Here is an 18,890-nt window from a genome sequence, read left to right as displayed (position 1 = left end):
TGAAAGAATGAAACTATTAGATATGTACGCAAAATTAAAAGGCGATATAACGCAAATAGAGAAGGAGCTTGAACGCAGCGTCACTTTCGAGCATAAGCTGCTGAGCGAGGCATCCCTTCATCTGCTCAAGGCAGGCGGCAAAAGGCTGCGTCCTGTTTTTGTGCTGCTTGCCGGCAAGTTTGGGCGCTACAATCTGGAGGTCATGAAAAAAATCGCCGTGCCTCTTGAACTGATCCATATGGCCTCGCTTGTCCATGACGATGTGATAGATGACGCGGCTACCAGGCGCGGCCAGCCAACGGTCAAGGCTAAATGGGATAATCGGGTTGCGATGTATACCGGAGATTATATTTTCGGAAGAGCGCTCGTTATCGCTACTGAACTGGGCAACCCGCAAATTCATCAGGTGCTGTCCAAAGCAATTGTGCAAATGGGCATTGGTGAAATGGAGCAAATCCGATATTTTTTCAATACGGACCAAACCATCCGCCATTATTTGCTGCGTATCAGGCGCAAAACCGCATTGCTCATTGCAGTAAGCTGCCAGCTTGGAGCGATTGCAGCAGATGGGGACAGAGAGACGGCAAACCGGCTTTATGAATATGGCTACAATGTGGGAATGGCGTTTCAAATCCGCGATGATTTGCTTGATTTGTTCGGAACCGAGAAGCAGATCGGCAAGCCGCCAGGCTCTGACATTAGACAGGGAAACATTACATTGCCCGTTATTTTGGCTTTGCAGGATGAGGCGACCCGCGAGCGGCTGCTTGTGGAAATCGCCCGTATTCGCGAGCATAATGGCAATGTAGATACGCGAGAAGCGATCGATTTGATCAAAAATAGCAAAGGCATTCATGTCGCTGAGCAGCTCGCTGCAAAGTATGTAGAGAAAGCGCTCGCTGCCTTGAAGGATTTGCCATCCCTTCCGGCGAAGAAGAACTTATCCGATATCGCACATTTTGTCGGCAAACGCAATTATTAATCAAGATGCGAAAAGGAGCTGCTACTAGTGGAAAGAACTTTTTTGATGATTAAGCCTGACGGTGTTCAACGTGGCCTCATTGGAGAAATTATGTCTCGCTTTGAGCGTAAAGGGCTTCAATTGGTTGCAGCCAAGTTTATGACCGTGAGCAACGAGCTGGCACAAAAGCATTACGAGGAGCATGAAGGCAAGCCTTTTTATGAGCCGCTTCTGGATTTTATTACGTCTGGCCCCGTATTTGCGATGGTGTGGCAAGGCGATAACGTCATTGCGCTAACCCGCGCTTTAATTGGCAAGACGAATGCAGTGGATGCGCTTCCAGGCACCATTCGCTCTGATTTTGCTGTACATACGAATTATAATTTGATTCATGGCTCCGATTCTCCCGAAAATGCCGTGCGGGAAATTTCCATTTTCTTCACTCCTGAACAGCTTGTGGAATACGAACAAACGATGCAGCGCTGGGTTTAGCCAGCTGCAATACAAACGGAGGCTGAAGGCTTAATGACGGACGATCGGGATTTTGCAACGTTTATCCAGAAGATGAGAGATAAGACCAACATTGATTTATCGCAATATAAGGAAGCGCAAATGAAACGCAGGCTCACGACGCTGCGTATGAAGCATGGATTCCAGACATTCGATGAATACTGGAGAAAGCTGGAGAATGACCGTACTTTGATGAATGAATTTCTCGACCGGATGACGATTAACGTCTCGGAGTTTTGGCGTAACCCGAACCGGTGGGAAGTGCTGAAAAATCAGTTTTTTCCGGAAATGCTGAAAAACAACAGCCGGTTGAAAATTTGGAGCGCAGCGTGTTCGACGGGCGAGGAGCCTTATACGCTGGCGATGATTTTGACGGAGATTGGTGCCATTGGCAAATCGTCGATTTTGGCGACGGATCTTGATAATATCGTGCTGCAGAAGGCGCAGGAAGGCATTTATTTAGAGCGTTCGCTTAAGGATGTGCCGCCAGCGTTCCGTCAAAAATATTTTGCTCCAGATCATGGGGCTTTTGCCGTCTCGAACGATTTGAAAAAATCGATCCAATTCAAGCAGCAAAATATGCTGCATGATACGTTTGACAGCGGATTCGACCTCATTGTTTGCCGCAATGTTATGATTTATTTTACCGAGGATGCGAAGCGCATTTTGTACCACAAGTTTGCAAAAGCATTGAAGCCGGGCGGCATTTTGTTCGTCGGCAGCACGGAGCAGATTTTTTCGCCAGCCCAGTATGGCTTTGATACGGCGGATACGTTCTTTTACAGAAAAACGAGCAATTAATGTATATCGTCTTCCTTGTTCTCCTATACTAGTGGTAGTCAACACCATTTGGAGGCGGAACGAAAGATGGATAAACGCAAAGTGATTCAAGCCTATAAGCTTGGCATTATATCGATTCAGGAGTGCGCGCAGATTTTGGGACTGGACAGCGGGCAATTGCCTGGATTATTGAAAGCCCAACAATTCGCTTCCGACTATGCGGATTCGCAGAGCAAGCGCACGGTGAATAGCTAAGGGAAGGCCCATAGAAGGCCATCGTTTGAAAAAAAGCAGGATCAGGTGCCATACCAGGCATCTGATCCTGCTTTTTTTAAACATATTAGGAAAGGATATGATTTTTCGATCCTTTCTCTATATTCCACCCTCGAAACGGTAGCTTTGCCGCCAGAGGACGGCGACAGCCGTTTACGCTTGAGATAAAAATGGCGTTTGAGCGCGGATTGGCGGTGCGCATTTCTTGTCAAACCCGCAAGGCTGTACTATAATGAGCAAAGATGTTTAGGGTAGCTGATGATAGCATGCGCCTAATAATCGGCCAAATGCGCACGCTTGCAGCGCCCCAGGCCATATTAGGTTGTTTGCGTTGAAGGAGGAGCTTTAGGTTGAGTTTACGTTATTTGACAGCGGGGGAAACACATGGTCCCCAATTGACCGCCATTATTGAGGGTCTTCCTAGCAATTTAACTATTGATTTTGAGGAAATTAATTTTCAGCTTCACCGTCGTCAGAAAGGCCATGGCCGGGGTCGTCGCATGCAAATTGAGAAGGATACGGCGAACATTGTCGGCGGCGTTCGTCATGGTCGGACGACTGGCGCTCCTGTAGCGCTAATCGTTGAGAACAATGACTGGAAGCATTGGACGAGCGTAATGAACATCGCCCCGATTGAAGGCGGAGATGAAGAGAAGCGCCGGGTACACCGTCCGCGTCCTGGGCATGCGGATTTGAACGGCGGTTTGAAATATAATTTGAAGGATCTTCGCAACGTACTGGAGCGCTCCAGTGCCCGCGAGACAGCAGCACGCGTAGCGGTAGGCGCGGTTGCACGCCAGCTTCTTGCTGAATTCGGCATTAAAGTGGGCGGACAGGTTATCCGTATTGGCGAAATCGAAGCGCCGGCGAACCAATTGCCGCTGGATGAGCTTATTCGCATTACGGAAGAATCGCCTGTACGCGTTGTTGATAAAGAAACCGAAGAAAAAATGACCGCGTACATTGACCAAATTAAAGCCGAAGGCGATTCTATCGGCGGCGTAGTCGAGTGCATTATTGAAGGCGTGCCAATTGGGCTTGGAAGCCATGTGCAATGGGACCGCAAGCTGGATGCGCGCATCGCGGGCGCTGTCGTTTCGATTAATGCCTTCAAAGGCTGTGAAATCGGCATTGGCTTTGAAGCGGCGAAGCTGCGCGGCTCGCAGGTGCATGACGAGATTTTGTACACAGCGCAGGAAGGTTATACGAGAGCGACGAACCGTCTGGGCGGATTCGAGGGCGGTATGACCAATGGCGAGCAAATCGTCGTCCGCGGCGTAATGAAGCCGATTCCAACGCTTTACAAGCCGCTTCGCAGCGTGGACATTGACACGAAGGAGCCGTTCACGGCGCAAGTCGAACGTTCCGATAGCTGTGCAGTTCCGGCAGCGAGCGTTGTGATGGAGCATGTTGTGGCTTTTGAAGTAGCGAAAGCATTTCTGGAGAAGTTCGGCGGCGATTCCATTGAGGAAATCCGCTCGAACCTGAATCAATACCTTGAGCAAATAGGCAGGTACTAAAGGATGAGAGAGCTAACGGTTGATTTAGGCGAACGCTCTTATCCGATCTATATTGGGGAGGGTCTCCTGCAGGAGGCTCCCTCTTTTTTCGAAAAGCACGGCATTAGCAAAAAATCGCCGCTGCTGATCATCTCCGATGACAAAGTGGCACCCCATTATTTGGAGCCGCTTGCAAACACGCTAAGCGCAGCGGGCTTCCAGCCGTCGACAGCAATCGTTCCGTCAGGTGAAAGCTCGAAGTCTTTAGCGATGCTGGAAGATTTGGTCACGCATGCGCTTAAGGCAGGGCTTGACCGCAAATCGGCGATCGTAGCCCTTGGCGGCGGCGTAGTTGGCGATTTGGCTGGATTCGTAGCAGCGTCTTATATGCGCGGCGTGAAGTTTATTCAAATTCCGACGACGATTTTGGCGCATGACAGCAGCGTTGGCGGCAAAGTGGCAGTCAATCACCCGCTGGCGAAAAATATTATCGGCGCTTTCCATCAACCGGAAATGGTGCTGTATGATCTTAATACGCTTCAGACGCTGCCGCCGCGCGACGTTCGTGCAGGCTTGTCAGAAGTGGTCAAACACGGCTTCATCTGGGACGACGCTTTCGTGCAGTGGTGCGATGAAAACTCTGAGCGTCTGCTGGCGCTTGAACCAGAAGCACTCGGCTATGCCTTGTACAAAGGATGCAGTGTAAAAGCGGCTGTCGTATCCAAGGATGAGCGCGAAAATGACCTGCGTGCGATTTTGAATTTGGGCCATACGATTGGACATGCTCTGGAGGCTGTAGCTGGCTATGGGGAGCTGCTTCATGGCGAGGCGATTTCGATAGGCATGATTGGCTCGGCCAAGCTTGGACTGCGTTATGGAGCGCCTGAGGACGTCTATACAACAACGAAACGAGTGCTTGCTAAATGCGGGCTTCCGGTGAAGCTGCCGGAGCACTTTGACGTGGACGCGATTATGGATGCGATGATGCATGACAAAAAGTTCAGCGAAAGCACAATGATTTTCGTGGTTCCGACGGCGATCGGCAAAGTGGAAATCAAGAAGGATGTACCGGCGTCATGGGTTCGGGAAATCGTGGAGGAATTGAAACAGGAGGCCGAGTAATATGAGCGTTAGGGGAATTCGCGGGGCAATTACCGTTGATACAAACGAGAAAGAGCCTATTTTAAAAGCAACACTTGAAATGCTGCATGCCATTGTCGCAGACAATGACGTTCAGCCTGACGATATTTGCAGCGTATTTATTACGGTGACGAATGATTTGGACGATGCTTTTCCGGCCGTGGCTATTCGCCAAATGAGCGGGTGGGAGCTTGTTCCACTGATGTGCGCGCTGGAAGTGCCCGTCAAGGGAAGCCTTGCTCGCTGCATTAGGCTGATGGTTACTGTAAATACGGACAAAACGCAAGCCGAGATTAAACATGTGTACTTGGGAGGAGCCCAAGTGCTTCGTCCAGATTTATCGCAATCCTAATCTAATTGACGATCAGGCACAAGATGTTGTATATTGGATGAAGTGAATGAGACTAGTTGAGTAGCAAGTGAGCAGGTTTTAGTTGAAATTAGATGAGCAGAGCAGAGACGAGCATAGCCAAGTTACGAATATAAAGACTATAGAGCAGAGTGCGTGATGATGAAATATAGATGATGTATAAGTTTAGCGCTTATAATCATATTCTATTTCGTTGCGGGAAGAGCCTATCCATCTTTTCAGATGGCGACAGCTGTTTTCCATTGCGTATGTTTGTACAAGATGCTGCTATAGGTTTATTTGTTGGCTAGCCTTTACTTTTTTGTCCTCATCTTAAATCAACGCCCCTGCCTTGGCAGGGGCTTTTTATTTTGAATGTGACTACACATATCGAGAAGGGGGACGTAACGATGAATAGTGAATTACAGCAAGTGGTCAAGCTCTCTGAGGAATACAATCTCATTCCAATCGTTCGTTATATGATGGCGGATACGGAGACGCCGATTCGGCTGTTTCAGCATTTTGCCAAGGAAAAGCATGCATTTCTGCTTGAAAGTGTAGAGGGCGGCGTGAAATGGGCGCGGTATTCGTTCATTGGAACCGATCCGTTTATGATGCTGTACGGCAAAAACGGCGAAATGATTTTTGAGAAAAATGGTGAAAAAATCAGCTTCGACGATAAGCCGCTAAGCTTGCTGAAGGATCATCTTCGTTACTATCGCAGTCCGGCGATGTCCCATCTTCCACCATTTACGGGCGGGGCTATCGGATTTTTCGGCTATGATTTGCTGCAATATTATGAGAAGCTCCCACCCCACCGCATTGATGATTTGGAAATGAATGATTTGCAGTTTATGTTCTGCGATCAGGTCATCGTCTTCGACCACTTCAAGCAGCAGCTGCAAATTATCGGCAATGTGCATGTGCCGAAGGAGACGACGCAGACGGGCATTGTTCAGTCTTACGGCGTCGAGGAGGCATACAACGCAGCAGTTGCCAAAATCGAAGCGACGGTCGAGCGCCTGCAGCAGCAAGTGAAAATTCCGGTGCCAATCGGTGCTGGCGTGCCGACGATGCCTGAGGTTGGCGATGTGCAGTCCAATTTGACGAAGGAGCAGTTCATTGCCAATGTCGACAAAGCGAAGGAGTATATTCGCGCCGGCGATATTTTCCAGGTGGTGCTGTCCCAGCGCTTCAGCATTGAGACGGATGTTGATCCGCTGCATGTGTACCGCGTATTGCGCACGATGAACCCTTCACCATACATGTATTATTTGAAAATGGGTGAAGAGGTGATTGTGGGAACGTCGCCGGAGGCGCTCGTTAAAGTAGATGGCAGCAAGGTGGAAACCCGCCCAATCGCCGGAACGCGCCCTCGCGGCAAAACGCCGGAGGAGGATCTTGCGCTGGAGCAGGATTTGCTGGCAGACGAGAAGGAGCGCGCGGAGCATCTGATGCTCGTCGACTTAGGCCGCAACGACATCGGCCGTGTATCCGAGTTCGGCTCGGTGAAATGCGATTCCTTCATGGAAATCGAGCGTTATTCCCACGTTATGCATATCGTCTCGAATGTGACGGGCAAGCTGCGGGAGGACAAAGATTTTTACGATGCATTCCTCTCCTGTCTGCCTGCTGGAACCGTATCCGGCGCACCGAAGCTGCGGGCGATGGAAATTATTGCGGAGCTTGAAAATGAAGCTCGCGGCGCTTACGCTGGAGCGATTGGTTACTTAGGCTTCGGCGGTACGCTCGACACCTGCATCACGATTCGCACGATCATTTTCAAAAATGGCAAAGCCTACGTGCAGAGCGGGGCAGGCATCGTCTGGGATTCTGTTCCGGAAAGCGAATATACCGAAACGGTGAATAAAGCGAAAGCGCTGCTGACGGCCATTCGGGCCGCTGAGCAGCTGTTCGGCAAGCCTGGAGACGCTCGCGACCAGAGCTTCAATGCCATCAATAGCGATTATTACATTAAAGCAGGGGAGGGTTTCGTACAATGACAAACAGCCTAACACCGATTACGATGCAAAGCGCGTTAACCAAATTAATCGGCAGCGAGCATTTGTCACGGGAAGAAGCCCGCTCCGTCATGGATATTATTATGAGCGGGGAAGCGACGCCAGTTCAAATTGCAGGCGTCGTGACCGCGCTGCGCATGAAAGGCGAGACGAAGGACGAAATTACAGGCTTTGCCCAGGCGATGCGTGCGCATTCGAGCCATGTGCAGACCGAGCAGGAAGGGCTGCTTGATACGTGCGGCACAGGCGGCTCCGGCATTCATAAGTTCAATATTTCAACGTCATCGGCAATTATTGCGGCTGCGGCTGGCATTCGCGTAGCCAAGCATGGCAATCGCGCAATGTCCGGCAAAGCGGGAAGCGCTGATGTGCTGGAGGCGCTGGGCGTCCAAATTACGCTTACGCCTGAGCAAGCGGAGGAATGCTTGCAGCAAGTGGGCATCTGCTTCATGTTCGCGCAGCTGTACCATCCATCGCTTCGCCATGCTTCTGTTCCGCGTAAAGAGCTGGGCATCCGCACGATTTTTAATATGCTGGGCCCGCTAACGAATCCTGCTGGTGCTGATCGCCAGCTAATCGGCTTGTATGATTATAAGAAAACGGACACCGTCGCTTCGGTGCTGGCAGAGCTTGGCGTCAAACGCGCGATGGTCGTCAGCAGCAATGACGGGCTGGACGAAATCAGCATTTCGGCGCCGACTAGAGTCTCGGAGCTGCGAAGTGGCGAGGTTCGCACGTATGAAATTACGCCGGAGGAACTGGGCTTGACCCGCTATCCGATCAGCGAGGTGCTGGGCGGTGATCCTGCGGCCAATGCGGCGATTATTCGCGGCATATTCAGCGGCGAGCAGCGCGGTGCTTATCGCGATATCGTGCTTGCGAATGCAGGGGCTTGCATTTATGTGGGCGGAGCTGCTGCGAGCTTGACAGATGGTGTTAAAATTGCGGCGGATATGATTGATTCCGGATTAGCCGAGCAAAAGCTGCTGGGCCTGATTCAAACGACAGGAGAGCTGACCCATGTTTTTGGATAAAATCGTAGTAACGAAGCGCGAAGAGGTAGAAGCGTTGTCCGCCACTTTCCAATTAGCGGAATATGAGCGGACGATTGCCGAGCTTGCTCCGTGTCGCGGCTTTGAGCGCGCATTGACTGCGGGCCGCAAGCGCACGGTTGGACTCATTGCCGAGGTGAAAAAAGCTTCGCCGTCTAAAGGTCTGATTCGCCCTGAATTTCATCCGGTGGAACTGGCAGCTGCATATGAGCAGGCCGGCGCGGATTGTATTTCTGTGCTGACGGACCAGCAATATTTTCAAGGGGCCAATGCGTATTTGACGCTCGTGAAGGATACGGTCGGCATTCCGCTGCTTCGCAAGGACTTCATTATTGATTACCGCCAAGTGTATGAGGCGAGAGTCATTGGCGCGGATGCGATTTTGCTCATTGCGGCGATATTGACGAAGCAGCAAATGGCGGAGCTGTATGATACGGCAACGGCGCTTGGCATGGATGTGCTGGTCGAGGTGCATAACCGCGAGGAGCTGGAGACGGTGCTTGAGCTGAATAAAGCGACGCTTATCGGGGTGAACAATCGCGATCTGAAAAGCTTTGTCACCGATTTGCGTACGACGGAGCAGCTGATCGGCCTGATGCCGCAAGGTGTGACCGTTATTAGCGAGAGCGGCATTGCTGGCCCGGCAGATATGGATTATTTGCAAGGCGTTGGTGCGCAGGGCGTTCTCATTGGCGAACATTTTATGCGCCAACCCGATGCTGGCCAGGCTATTATCGATCTGATGGGGCCGGTGAGCCGCTAGTGCAGACGCAGACGACACCTCGGATCAAAATTTGCGGCCTGAAGATTGCCGAGACGATTCAGCAAATGGACGGGCTGCCGTTCCATGACATTGGATTTGTATTTGCACCTAGCAAGCGTCAAGTGCTGCCTGCGCAAGCAGCGGAGCTGATTGAGGCTGTACACGCCTTGAAGGCGGCAGATGGGCAGCGTCCCCAAACCGTCGGCGTATTCGTAAATCCTGAGCTGGAGGAACTGCGCGAGACGCTCGCTATCGCTCCGCTTGATGTGGTGCAGCTGCATGGCAGCGAAACGCCTGCTTTTTGCCAAACGGTGCGTGAGCAATTTGCGGTGAAGGTGTGGAAGGTATTTTCTATACGCAATGAAACGGTTGTTCAGTCTGAGGAGGACACAGGCACGGGAGCCGACAAGGGTACGGGCGATCATGCTAGTGCGAATGAGGCAGCAGCCCGCCTTGCTCCATATAGCGGCAAAGTTGATGCTGTGCTGATCGACACGGCCGGGGGCGGAACGGGCAAAGCGTTCAACTGGCAAGTTATTGATGACTACCAGGCTGCGGCAGCGCAGCTGAATGTGCCACTTTATGTAGCGGGCGGTCTGAACCCGGACAATGTACATGAATTGTTAGCTGCGCATGCTCCCAGTGGCCTTGATGTGTCCAGCGGAGTAGAGACGGACGGCGTTAAAGATATCGAGAAAATTAGATTATTCGTCAGAAAGGTGATGCAACGATGAACCGAGTACCGGATGAAAATGGTCGTTTCGGCAAGTTTGGCGGCCGTTATGTTCCCGAGACGTTGATGAACGCACTGCTTGAGCTGGAGGAAGCGTACAACCACTATTCCAAGGATGAATCATTCCAAGAGGAAATCCGCAATCTACTGCATAAATATTCGGGAAGACCTACATCGCTCTATTATGCAGAGCGCCTGAGCGAGCAGCTTGGCGGCGCTAAAATTTATTTGAAGCGCGAGGATTTGAACCATACGGGCGCCCACAAAATCAACAACACAATTGGTCAGGGCGTCCTGGCGAAGCGCATGGGCAAAACGAAAATTATTGCTGAAACGGGCGCAGGCCAGCACGGCGTTGCTTCGGCAACGATTGCAGCTTTGCTTGGACTGGAATGCAAAGTATTTATGGGCGAGGAAGATATGAAGCGCCAGCAGCTCAACGTATTCCGCATGCAGCTGCTTGGGGCGGAAGTCGTGCCCGTTCTTTCGGGAACGCGCACGCTTAAGGATGCCTGTAATGAAACGCTCCGCTACTGGGTTAGCCATGTAGACGATACGTATTATATTTTGGGTTCGGCGACAGGGCCGCATCCATATCCGATGATCGTCCGCGATTTTCAGCGGATTATCGGTGACGAATCGCGCAAGCAAATTGTGGCAGAAGAAGGACGTCTGCCGGATTATGTAGTAGCAGCGGTTGGCGGCGGCAGCAATGCGATCGGTATTTTCTACCCGTTCATTGAAGATGCGGATGTGCGTTTAATTGGTGTAGAAGCAGCGGGACGTGGAGTAGAGACAGAGGAGCATGCGGCTACAATGACGAAAGGCCGCCATGGCGTATTCCAAGGCTCGCTGAGCTATGTGCTGCAGGATGATAACGGACAAGTGCTGCCTGCGCATTCGATTTCGGCTGGTCTTGACTATCCGGGCATTGGCCCTGAGCATTCCTATTTGAAGGATTCGGGCCGTGCGGAATATTTCCCGATTACCGATGACGAGGCGATGGATGCCTTGCAATTGCTGTCGCGGACAGAAGGCATCATTCCGGCGCTTGAGTCGGCACATGCGATTGCCCAGACGGTCAAGCTGGCTCCAACGCTTGCTAAAGATAAAATTATCGTTGTCAGCCTGTCGGGACGCGGCGATAAAGATGTAGAGACGATTATGAGCAAGCTGGGAGGCGCAGTCGATGAATCTCATTGATACGGTATTTGCAAAGCTACGGGAGGAGAAGCGTACCGCGCTGATCCCTTTTTTAACAGTGGGCGATCCTGACTTGAACACGTCGCTGGCCATTATTAAGCAGCTAGAGGAGTCTGGCGCCGATCTAATCGAGCTGGGCGTTCCTTATTCTGATCCGCTTGCCGATGGTCCCGTTATTCAACGGGCATCCGAGCGTGCTTTGAGAAGCAGCATTACGCTGCGCGACTGCATTGAAGCTGCGGCGCAAGCGCGCGAAGCTGGCGTGAAGCTGCCATTCATTTTATTTACTTATTTCAATCCGGTGCTCCAATTCGGTCTGGAAGCTTTTATGGAGCTGGTCAAAAATAAAGAAATCAGCGGTCTAATCATTCCCGACCTGCCGATCGAAGAGGATGCCGAGGTTCGCCAGTTGGCGGAAGCGGCAGGCATTCATCTCATTCCGCTCGTAGCTCCGACCTCCAAGGATCGCGTCGTACGTATTTCGCAAAAAGCTAAAGGCTTCGTGTATTGCGTCTCCTCGCTGGGCGTAACGGGCGTGCGGGCTGAATTCCACAGTGGGATCGACGATTTCCTCGCTACCGTGCGGGAAGCGACCGATCTGCCGATCGCAGTTGGCTTCGGCATTTCGAGCCGCGAGCAAGTAGAGCGTTTCTCCAAGCAATGCGACGGGGTTGTCGTTGGCAGCGCGATCGTACGCAAAATTGAAGAATCCATTCCGCTGCTCGAAGAGGAGAGCACTCGCGCAGCAGGCTTGAAGCAGATCGGCGAGTTTGTAGCCGCGCTGAAAGGCTAGGGCATACTTAACCTCTTATCGGGAGGCATAGTTTAAGAGGTGCAGAATACGAACGTATTCTGCATCTCTTTTTTTAAATATAGGAAAGGATATGAATGTTCTCATCCTTTCTCTATACGTATCGCCAAAACGATGGCGTCTAATAGAAAGGATGCCGCCAGGCGTTTTTCTTAAAATATAAGAAATTATAAGTTTCACTCTTATAATCGGCTTATATTCCACCCTCGAAACGGAAGCTTTGCCGCCAGAGGACGGCGAAAGCCGTTTACGCTTGTGTCATCTCAAAAATAACATTGATTATGCTCAAAAAATGGCATATACTACACATAGACCGACCGACGGTCTATAGAAGGGAGCGACTAAGCGGACGATGCGTATACTGAAAGACCCGGAAGAGCGCAAAAATGAAATTTTAGATACAGCAGAAATGCTTTTTTATACGAAGGGCTACAATAAAACGACGATCAATGACATCCTTCAGGAGATTGGCATTGCGAAGGGGACGTTTTATTATTACTTTAAATCCAAAGAGGAAGTTATGGATGCGATCATTATGCGGATCGTCGCAGCGGATGTTGCCGCTGCAAGGGGGATAGCCTCTAACCCGGAGCTGCCGACCTTGGTCAAATTATTTCAAATTTTGATGGCTCAGAAGCCTAAGCATGGTGACCGTAAGGAACAGCTGCTGGAGCAATTCCATCAGGTCGGCAATGCAGAAATGCATCAGAAAAGCCTTGTGCAGACAATTATTCACTTGACGCCAGTGTTAACAGCAGTCATTGAGCAAGGCATAGAGGAGCATATTTTTCAAACCGAATTTCCACAGGAGACAGTGGAATTTTTAATCGTATCCTCCACTTTTCTGTTCGATGAAGGTTTATTCGAATGGCAGCCTGCGGAAATCATCCAGAAGGCGAAAGCTTTTATTCATGTGATGGAAACGACGCTAGGCGCGAAAAAAGGCAGCTTTGATTTTATATATGAAATGCTGACGAACGGGGAATGACCTGATTTTTTGCCGCACCCGAGTCCCACCTTGCAGGTGAGCTGTTAGCGTGCCCAGTATTCCGAAACCGTCAAATGGCGGGGGACGTTTGGATGCTGGCTTATTTTTTCGAACTTTATAGACTGACGGTCAGTCTATAATGCGAATCCATTTATTTTTCCTAAGGAGGAGCTGAAAAATGATACAAAATAACGTAAAAAGGGTGCCGTTCACGCGAAGCTTTCAGCTGCTTATTTTAGGGCAAATGATTTCCATTCTGGGCAGCGCGCTGCTGCGCTTTGGGCTGTCGCTGTATGCGCTAGACCTTACAGGGCGAGCAGATATTTATGGGACTCTTTATGCGGTGTCCAGCATCCCGCTGCTGCTGTCGCCAATTGGCGGGGCCATCGCTGACCGCTTCAATCGCCGTAATTTAATCGTTCTATTCGATTTTGGAGGCGGCATCGTCGTTCTGGGCTTTATGCTCCTATTGGCAGCAGGGGACGCGCCTGTTGTTGTTATTGGTATTGTGATGGTGCTGCTTTCACTGATCAGCGCGATGTACCAGCCTGCTGTGCAGGCGAGCATCCCGCAGCTGGTGCAGGAGAGCCAGCTGGAGCAGGCCAATGGAATGGTGAATGGCATCGGCGCTTTGGCCCAAATGGCTGCCCCGGTGCTTGGCGGCATTCTGTATGGTGTTCTTGGCCTGCACACATTGATGATCGGAAGCGGTATCGCTTTTTTGCTGTCAGCTCTCATGCAGCTATTTATTAAAATCCCGTTTGTGAAACGCGAGCAGAAGGGAAATATCGTCGCAACGCTTGCAGCCGATATGAAAGCAGGGATGGCCTATGTAGTCCAGCGGCGCCCGATCTTGAAAGCGATGGTATTAGCGGCGCTGCTCAATTTTATTTTAACGCCGTTTTTCGTTGTGGGCGGGCCGATTATTTTGCGGGTTACGATGCAAAGCAGCGATACGCTTTACGGAGTTGGCATGGGCATTGTGGAATGCAGCACGATTTTGGGCGCACTGACGATTGGCTTTTTCGCGAGAAAAATGCAAATGAGCACCTTATACCGGTGGCTGCTCGTCATAGCCGCATGGCTGCTGCCAATGTCATTGTCGCTGACGCCATGGATGCTGGGGCTCGGCTATTATCCCGCTTATATGCTGTTTATGGCAAGCGTTGTTCCCATCGCGATGGCGTTGACGATGATTTCAATTTTTGTGCTGACCCGGGTGCAAAAGCAGACACCTAATGAGCTGCTTGGCAAGGTGATGGCCATTATTATGGCGGTTGCCCAAATAGCAGCTCCTGTTGGGCAAATCGTATACGGAGAGCTGTTTGAAATATTCAGCTTACAGGTGTATATTCCTGCCCTGCTTATGTTCGCAGCCCTGCTTTTAACAGCTTGGTTGACAAAGAGGTTTTATCAAAATCAAATAGGGGAGGAAGAGCAAGATGCTAGGAACGATGTGGAGAAAAGATATCGCTAACAATAAGCTGATTACCGCTATTTTATTTATATTTATTATGATTTCCTCGCTGCTCGTGGCAAGCAGTGCAAGCATGCTGCTGGAGCTGTTCCGTTCGGTGGATGACTGGTTTGAGAAAGCGGCTGTCCCCCATTTTGTCCAAATGCATGCCGGGGAAATCGACCAGCGGGAAATAGAGGCTTTTGCAAACGGCAGTAAGCTAGTGAAGGATCAGCAAACGGTCGAGATGATTTCTATTGAGCCGGCTCATGTTTATTTTGGCGCGAGCGGTGAGTCAGAGGCAGGCAGCGTCATGGAAATGAGCATTGTAAAGCAAAATAAAGCGTTTGATTTTTTACTTGATTTAACCAATAACAGGCTGGATGTGCTTCCAGGCGAAATAGCGGTGCCGATTTATTTTAAGCAGCAGCAGGGACTGGAAATCGGGGATACGATGCGGATTGCCAAAGGTTCCTTTAGCATGACTTTTACGATAGCGGATTTTGTTAGGGATGCCCAGATGAATCCGTCTATTGTCAGCTCGAAGCGTATCGTTGTGAGCGATTCGGATTGGGAGACGCTTAAGGGCTACTTTGCCGAAAAAGAATATTTGATCGAATTTCTGCTGCATGATGGGGAGCGAACTAGCGAATTTGAACAGCTTTATCAATCATCTGGACTTCCCCACCAAGGACCCGCCATTACATCCGCCCAATTTCGGCTATTGAATGCGCTGACCGACGGCGTTGCGGCCGTTGTTATTCTTTTAGCCAGCTTGCTGCTGATTGCGATCGCCTTTCTCTGCCTGCGGTTCACGATGCTTGCTGCGATGGAGGAGGATTTTTATGAGATTGGCGTTATGAAGGCGATTGGGATGGCTGGAGAGCATATCCGCCGGCTATATTTAATGAAATATCGGATGATCGCTTTGCTGGCTAGTTTGGCAGGGTATGTGCTGTCCCTATTTACAGAGCGGGCTTTCATAGCGAATCGGAGCCTATATATGGGCACAGCTGAAAAAAATGCGCTTAGCTACACCGTCCCCTTGCTGGGAGCGGTCTGTATTTTTCTACTAGTGATGATGTTCTGCCGCTTCGTTTTGCGGAGATTTAAGCGAATATCGGCCGTTGAAGCTCTGCGTTCAGGCAGCATTCCGTCCAAAGGAGGGATGTCAGGACTGTTGAAGCTCCATCGCAGCCGGGTTATCCCTGTCCATCTATTTGTCGGCATGCAGGATGTGTTCGTCCGGATTAGAACCTTCGGCTTGCTGGGCCTCGTGTTTACGCTTTGTTTCTTCCTTATCATTGTGCCGGCAAATTTTTTGAATACGATGAAATCGCCTGATTTTATAACATATATGGGAGCCGGGAGGAGTGATATTCAAATCGATATGCGGCAGACAAGCGACGCAGCGCAGCGGTACAACGATATGCTCGCCTATATACAAAACGACAGCGATGTAGAAAAGTATTCGCCGCTCGTAACGAGCTCTTATAAGCTGCGCAGCGAGGATGGCGTCTATGAAAATGTGAGCGTGCAAACGGGCGATTTTTCGCTGTTCCCGCTAGCCTATTTAAGCGGGGCTGCGCCTGCTCAAAATGATGAAATGGCTCTTTCTTATCTCCATGCGAAGGAGCGCGGCAAGCAGCTTGGCGACACGCTAACGCTCCTCGCAGCCGGGAAAGAACGAGAGCTGAAGATTACGGGCATTTATCAGGATGTGACCAATGGCGGCAAGACGGCGAAGGCGCTGCTGCCTTACGAAGCACAGTCCGTTCTCTGGTACATGGTCAGCCTGAATGTAAAGCCGGGCGTGGCCATTGGTGAGAAAACAGCGGAATACGCAGCGGCCTTTCATCCGGCAAAGGTGACGCTTATGGAAGATTATTTGTCCCAGACGTTAAGCTCCACCATAAGCCAGCTGCAAAAAATAACGGTGCTCACCTCGACAGCAGCTCTCGTGATCGCGATACTGATTACCGCCTTATTTTTCAACATGCTAATCGTGAAAGACGCTTCCGACATCGTCATTATGAGAAGCCTTGGATTTTCCTTGAAACAGATCAGACTGCAATACATTATCCGCTCGCTGGTCGTATTACTGGCGGGAATGGTGTTAGGCACCGCAGCAGCAGGAACCCTTGGGCAGGGTGCAGTCAGCGTGCTGATGTCCTTTATGGGCGCAGCCCGCGTCGCGTTTGTCGTAAATCCGCTTGTGGCTTACATATGGATTCCGCTGGCACTTATCGTTGTCGTAATCATAACAACATTATTCAGCAGTTTAGCTGTAACGGGAGCTGGCAAAGGCGCTGGCGCAGCAAAATCATTTTGAAATGAGGGCATTGTGATGACAAATGTGTTAGAGGCGAAAAAGGTTAACAAAAGCTACTCCTTAGGCAAAAATAACGAACAGCCTGTGCTGAAAAATGTGAATTTGGAATTGCAGGCAGGTGAGTTCGTATCTATAATGGGGCCTTCTGGCTGCGGCAAGTCGACCCTGCTGCAGATCATTAGCGGGATGGATAAAATGACGTCCGGCAGCGTTGCCATACAAGGGCAAGAGATCGGCAGTCTATCCGAAGAGCGGTTGGCCCAGCTTCGCTTGAGCAAAATGGGATTTATTTTTCAGCAGAGCGGTTTTTTGAAAAATCTCAGTCTGCTTGACAATATTATTTTGCCCGCTTATATGGCGAAAGAAGAGAGCCGGGCTGCTATCAACAGGCGTGCCAGCGAGCTGATGAAGCGGACAGGCATTGCGCAGCTGGCCCATGTGGACAAGTCGCAAGTATCAGGTGGACAGCTCCAGCGGGCGGCCATTTGCCGGGCGCTCATCAACAGGCCGCAATTGGTGTTTGGCGATGAGCCGACGGGGGCGCTTAATTCCAAGGCGAGCGATGAGGTCATGGATATTTTAGCGGAAATGAATGCTGCAGGGACGACGATTATGCTGGTAACCCATGATGCGAAGGTAGCTGCCAAAACACAGCGTGTGCTATTTATGTTGGACGGATGCATCGTTGGCGAACGCCGGCTCGGTCAGCTCGGACAGGCCGAATTGAAGGAGCGGGAGGCAAAATTGTCATCCTGGCTTGCTGAGATGGGATTTTAGATTTTTTCTTTGGGGCTGGCTCGATCAATTGCAATAGAACATCTTTTAAAGCGGGACAAGATGTGAGACAATAAGCTTTATGCAATTGATATTTATATATCAATTAATGTGTTGATATATTAAGAAGAGGTGATCGGCAGCATGCAGCCAAAAAACAATATTTTACATCTCCCTGTCTATCAGCCTGGCAAGCCGGTTGAAGATGTGAAGAGAGAGCTTGGGCTAACTGAAGTTACGAAGCTGGCTTCCAATGAAAATCCACATGGTTGTTCCGAGCAGGCTAAAGCGGCAATGTTGGAAGAAATAAACCAAACGAATATTTATCCTGATGGCGCCAGCATTGAGCTTGCAGCAGCACTTGCAAACCATCTTAACGTAAAGCCGGAGCAGCTGATTTTCGGCACAGGCTCCAGTGAAATTATTTTAATGCTGGCCCGCGCATTTCTTGTTGCCGGCGACGAAACGATTATGGCGGACGAGACCTTCCCGCAGTATAAGCATAACGCCGAAATTGAGAACGCTCGCATCATCGAGGTGCCGCTGAAGGAGGGCAAGCATGATCTTCCTGCTATGCTGGCGAAGGTAACAGAGCGTACGAAAATCATCTGGATTTGCAACCCGAACAACCCGACTGGCACGATTGTGACGAAGGATGAGCTGACTTCCTTTTTACAGCAGGTACCGAGCCATGTGCTCGTTGTGCTGGATGAGGCGTATTGCGAGCTAGTAACAGATCCTGCTTTCCCGAACGGCATTGAACTGCTAAGCAGCTACCGGAATCTGATCGTATTGCGCACGTTCTCGAAGGTGTATGGCTTGGCAGCGCTGCGAATTGGCTATGGCGTAGGCGACGCGGACGTGCTTCGCTTCATTAATCAGGTCCGGGAGCCGTTTAATACGTCAAGAATCGCACAGGCAGCGGCGAAGGCGGCCGTGTCCGATCAAGCTTTTATTCAGCATGTTGTGCAGCAAAATGCAGCGGGCATCGCTTATTTTGCTGCGCAGTTTGACCGGCTTGGCCTTGCTTATTATCCGGCGCATGGCAATTTTATTATGGTCGATGTCAAGCGTCCTTCTCCGGAAGTATTTGATGCGCTGCTGCGCAAAGGCTTTATTATTCGTTCCCGTTGGACGTATTACCCGACCTATATTCGGGTCAGCGTAGGCACAAAGCAGCAAAATGAGCAGTTTATAGCTGCTTTGGAGCAGGTTTTGCAGGAAGTGGCGGTGCAGTCATAAGGT

18 protein-coding genes are annotated in these 18,890 nt (G+C 50.4%); all 18 read left to right on the top strand.

The features are described from left to right. Window positions 1-7 precede the first annotated feature (7 nt). The 18 genes from ASF12_RS01520 (at window position 8) to hisC (ending at window position 18,887) form a co-directional block, all read left to right on the top strand. Window positions 8-982 carry a polyprenyl synthetase family protein gene (locus tag ASF12_RS01520; protein WP_056028798.1) on the top strand — a complete coding sequence of 325 codons (975 nt, stop codon included), beginning with the start codon at window positions 8-10 and terminating at the stop codon, window positions 980-982. 27 nt (window positions 983-1,009) lie between these two features. Further along, on the top strand, window positions 1,010-1,453 hold the full coding sequence (gene ndk, locus ASF12_RS01515; RefSeq protein ID WP_056028796.1) for a nucleoside-diphosphate kinase: 444 nt from the start codon (window positions 1,010-1,012) through the stop codon (window positions 1,451-1,453). Window positions 1,454-1,486: 33 nt separating this feature from the next. Continuing rightward, window positions 1,487-2,272 (top strand): CheR family methyltransferase, encoded by a 786-nt coding sequence (locus ASF12_RS01510; protein ID WP_056028794.1) that lies wholly within the window; start codon window positions 1,487-1,489, stop codon window positions 2,270-2,272. Window positions 2,273-2,338: 66 nt separating this feature from the next. Then, window positions 2,339-2,506 (top strand): hypothetical protein, encoded by a 168-nt coding sequence (locus ASF12_RS34175; protein WP_150131589.1) that lies wholly within the window; start codon window positions 2,339-2,341, stop codon window positions 2,504-2,506. 368 nt (window positions 2,507-2,874) lie between these two features. Next, window positions 2,875-4,044, top strand: a complete 1,170-nt coding sequence (gene aroC / locus ASF12_RS01505; protein WP_056028792.1) for a chorismate synthase — start codon at window positions 2,875-2,877, stop codon at window positions 4,042-4,044. Between the two features lie 3 nt (window positions 4,045-4,047). Then, window positions 4,048-5,145, top strand: coding sequence for a 3-dehydroquinate synthase (aroB, locus tag ASF12_RS01500; protein WP_056028790.1), 1,098 nt, complete (start codon window positions 4,048-4,050; stop codon window positions 5,143-5,145). A 1-nt stretch (window position 5,146) separates the two neighbouring features. After that, the gene (aroH, locus tag ASF12_RS01495) at window positions 5,147-5,515 is read left to right on the top strand and encodes a chorismate mutase (protein WP_056028788.1); all 369 of its coding nucleotides are present in this window, start codon (window positions 5,147-5,149) and stop codon (window positions 5,513-5,515) included. A gap of 407 nt (window positions 5,516-5,922) precedes the next feature. Beyond that, complete coding sequence (gene trpE / locus ASF12_RS01490) at window positions 5,923-7,515, top strand: anthranilate synthase component I (RefSeq protein ID WP_056028786.1); 1,593 nt, start codon at window positions 5,923-5,925, stop codon at window positions 7,513-7,515. Further along, window positions 7,512-8,567 (top strand): anthranilate phosphoribosyltransferase, encoded by a 1,056-nt coding sequence (trpD, locus tag ASF12_RS01485; RefSeq protein ID WP_056028784.1) that lies wholly within the window; start codon window positions 7,512-7,514, stop codon window positions 8,565-8,567. Before trpE ends, trpD begins: the two co-directional genes overlap by 4 nt. Next, complete coding sequence (gene trpC, locus ASF12_RS01480; RefSeq protein ID WP_056028782.1) at window positions 8,554-9,348, top strand: indole-3-glycerol phosphate synthase TrpC; 795 nt, start codon at window positions 8,554-8,556, stop codon at window positions 9,346-9,348. The genes trpD and trpC overlap by 14 nt, the downstream gene beginning before the upstream one ends. Then, window positions 9,348-10,082, top strand: a complete 735-nt coding sequence (locus ASF12_RS01475; protein WP_063892456.1) for a phosphoribosylanthranilate isomerase — start codon at window positions 9,348-9,350, stop codon at window positions 10,080-10,082. The genes trpC and ASF12_RS01475 overlap by 1 nt, the downstream gene beginning before the upstream one ends. After that, window positions 10,079-11,284: a tryptophan synthase subunit beta gene (gene trpB / locus ASF12_RS01470; protein ID WP_056028780.1), complete on the top strand. Its 1,206-nt coding sequence runs from the start codon at window positions 10,079-10,081 to the stop codon at window positions 11,282-11,284. Before ASF12_RS01475 ends, trpB begins: the two co-directional genes overlap by 4 nt. Then, window positions 11,271-12,077, top strand: a complete 807-nt coding sequence (trpA, locus tag ASF12_RS01465; RefSeq protein ID WP_056028778.1) for a tryptophan synthase subunit alpha — start codon at window positions 11,271-11,273, stop codon at window positions 12,075-12,077. The genes trpB and trpA overlap by 14 nt, the downstream gene beginning before the upstream one ends. A 370-nt stretch (window positions 12,078-12,447) precedes the next feature. After that, entirely contained in the window at window positions 12,448-13,083 is a 636-nt protein-coding gene (locus ASF12_RS01460) for a TetR/AcrR family transcriptional regulator (protein ID WP_056028776.1), read from the top strand. A 178-nt stretch (window positions 13,084-13,261) separates the two neighbouring features. Next, window positions 13,262-14,560, top strand: a complete 1,299-nt coding sequence (locus tag ASF12_RS01455) for an MFS transporter (protein WP_056028774.1) — start codon at window positions 13,262-13,264, stop codon at window positions 14,558-14,560. Continuing rightward, on the top strand, window positions 14,526-16,871 hold the full coding sequence (locus ASF12_RS01450) for an ABC transporter permease (protein WP_056028772.1): 2,346 nt from the start codon (window positions 14,526-14,528) through the stop codon (window positions 16,869-16,871). The genes ASF12_RS01455 and ASF12_RS01450 overlap by 35 nt, the downstream gene beginning before the upstream one ends. Window positions 16,872-16,886: 15 nt before the next feature. Beyond that, window positions 16,887-17,648, top strand: coding sequence for an ABC transporter ATP-binding protein (locus ASF12_RS01445; RefSeq protein WP_056028770.1), 762 nt, complete (start codon window positions 16,887-16,889; stop codon window positions 17,646-17,648). 141 nt (window positions 17,649-17,789) lie between these two features. After that, window positions 17,790-18,887, top strand: a complete 1,098-nt coding sequence (hisC, locus tag ASF12_RS01440; protein ID WP_056028768.1) for a histidinol-phosphate transaminase — start codon at window positions 17,790-17,792, stop codon at window positions 18,885-18,887. Window positions 18,888-18,890 lie beyond the last annotated feature (3 nt).

Source organism: Paenibacillus sp. Leaf72 (assembly GCF_001422685.1).
In the GTDB taxonomy this organism is placed as follows: Bacteria; Bacillota; Bacilli; order Paenibacillales; family Paenibacillaceae; genus Pristimantibacillus.
This window is presented reverse-complemented; position numbering and strand designations above follow the sequence as displayed.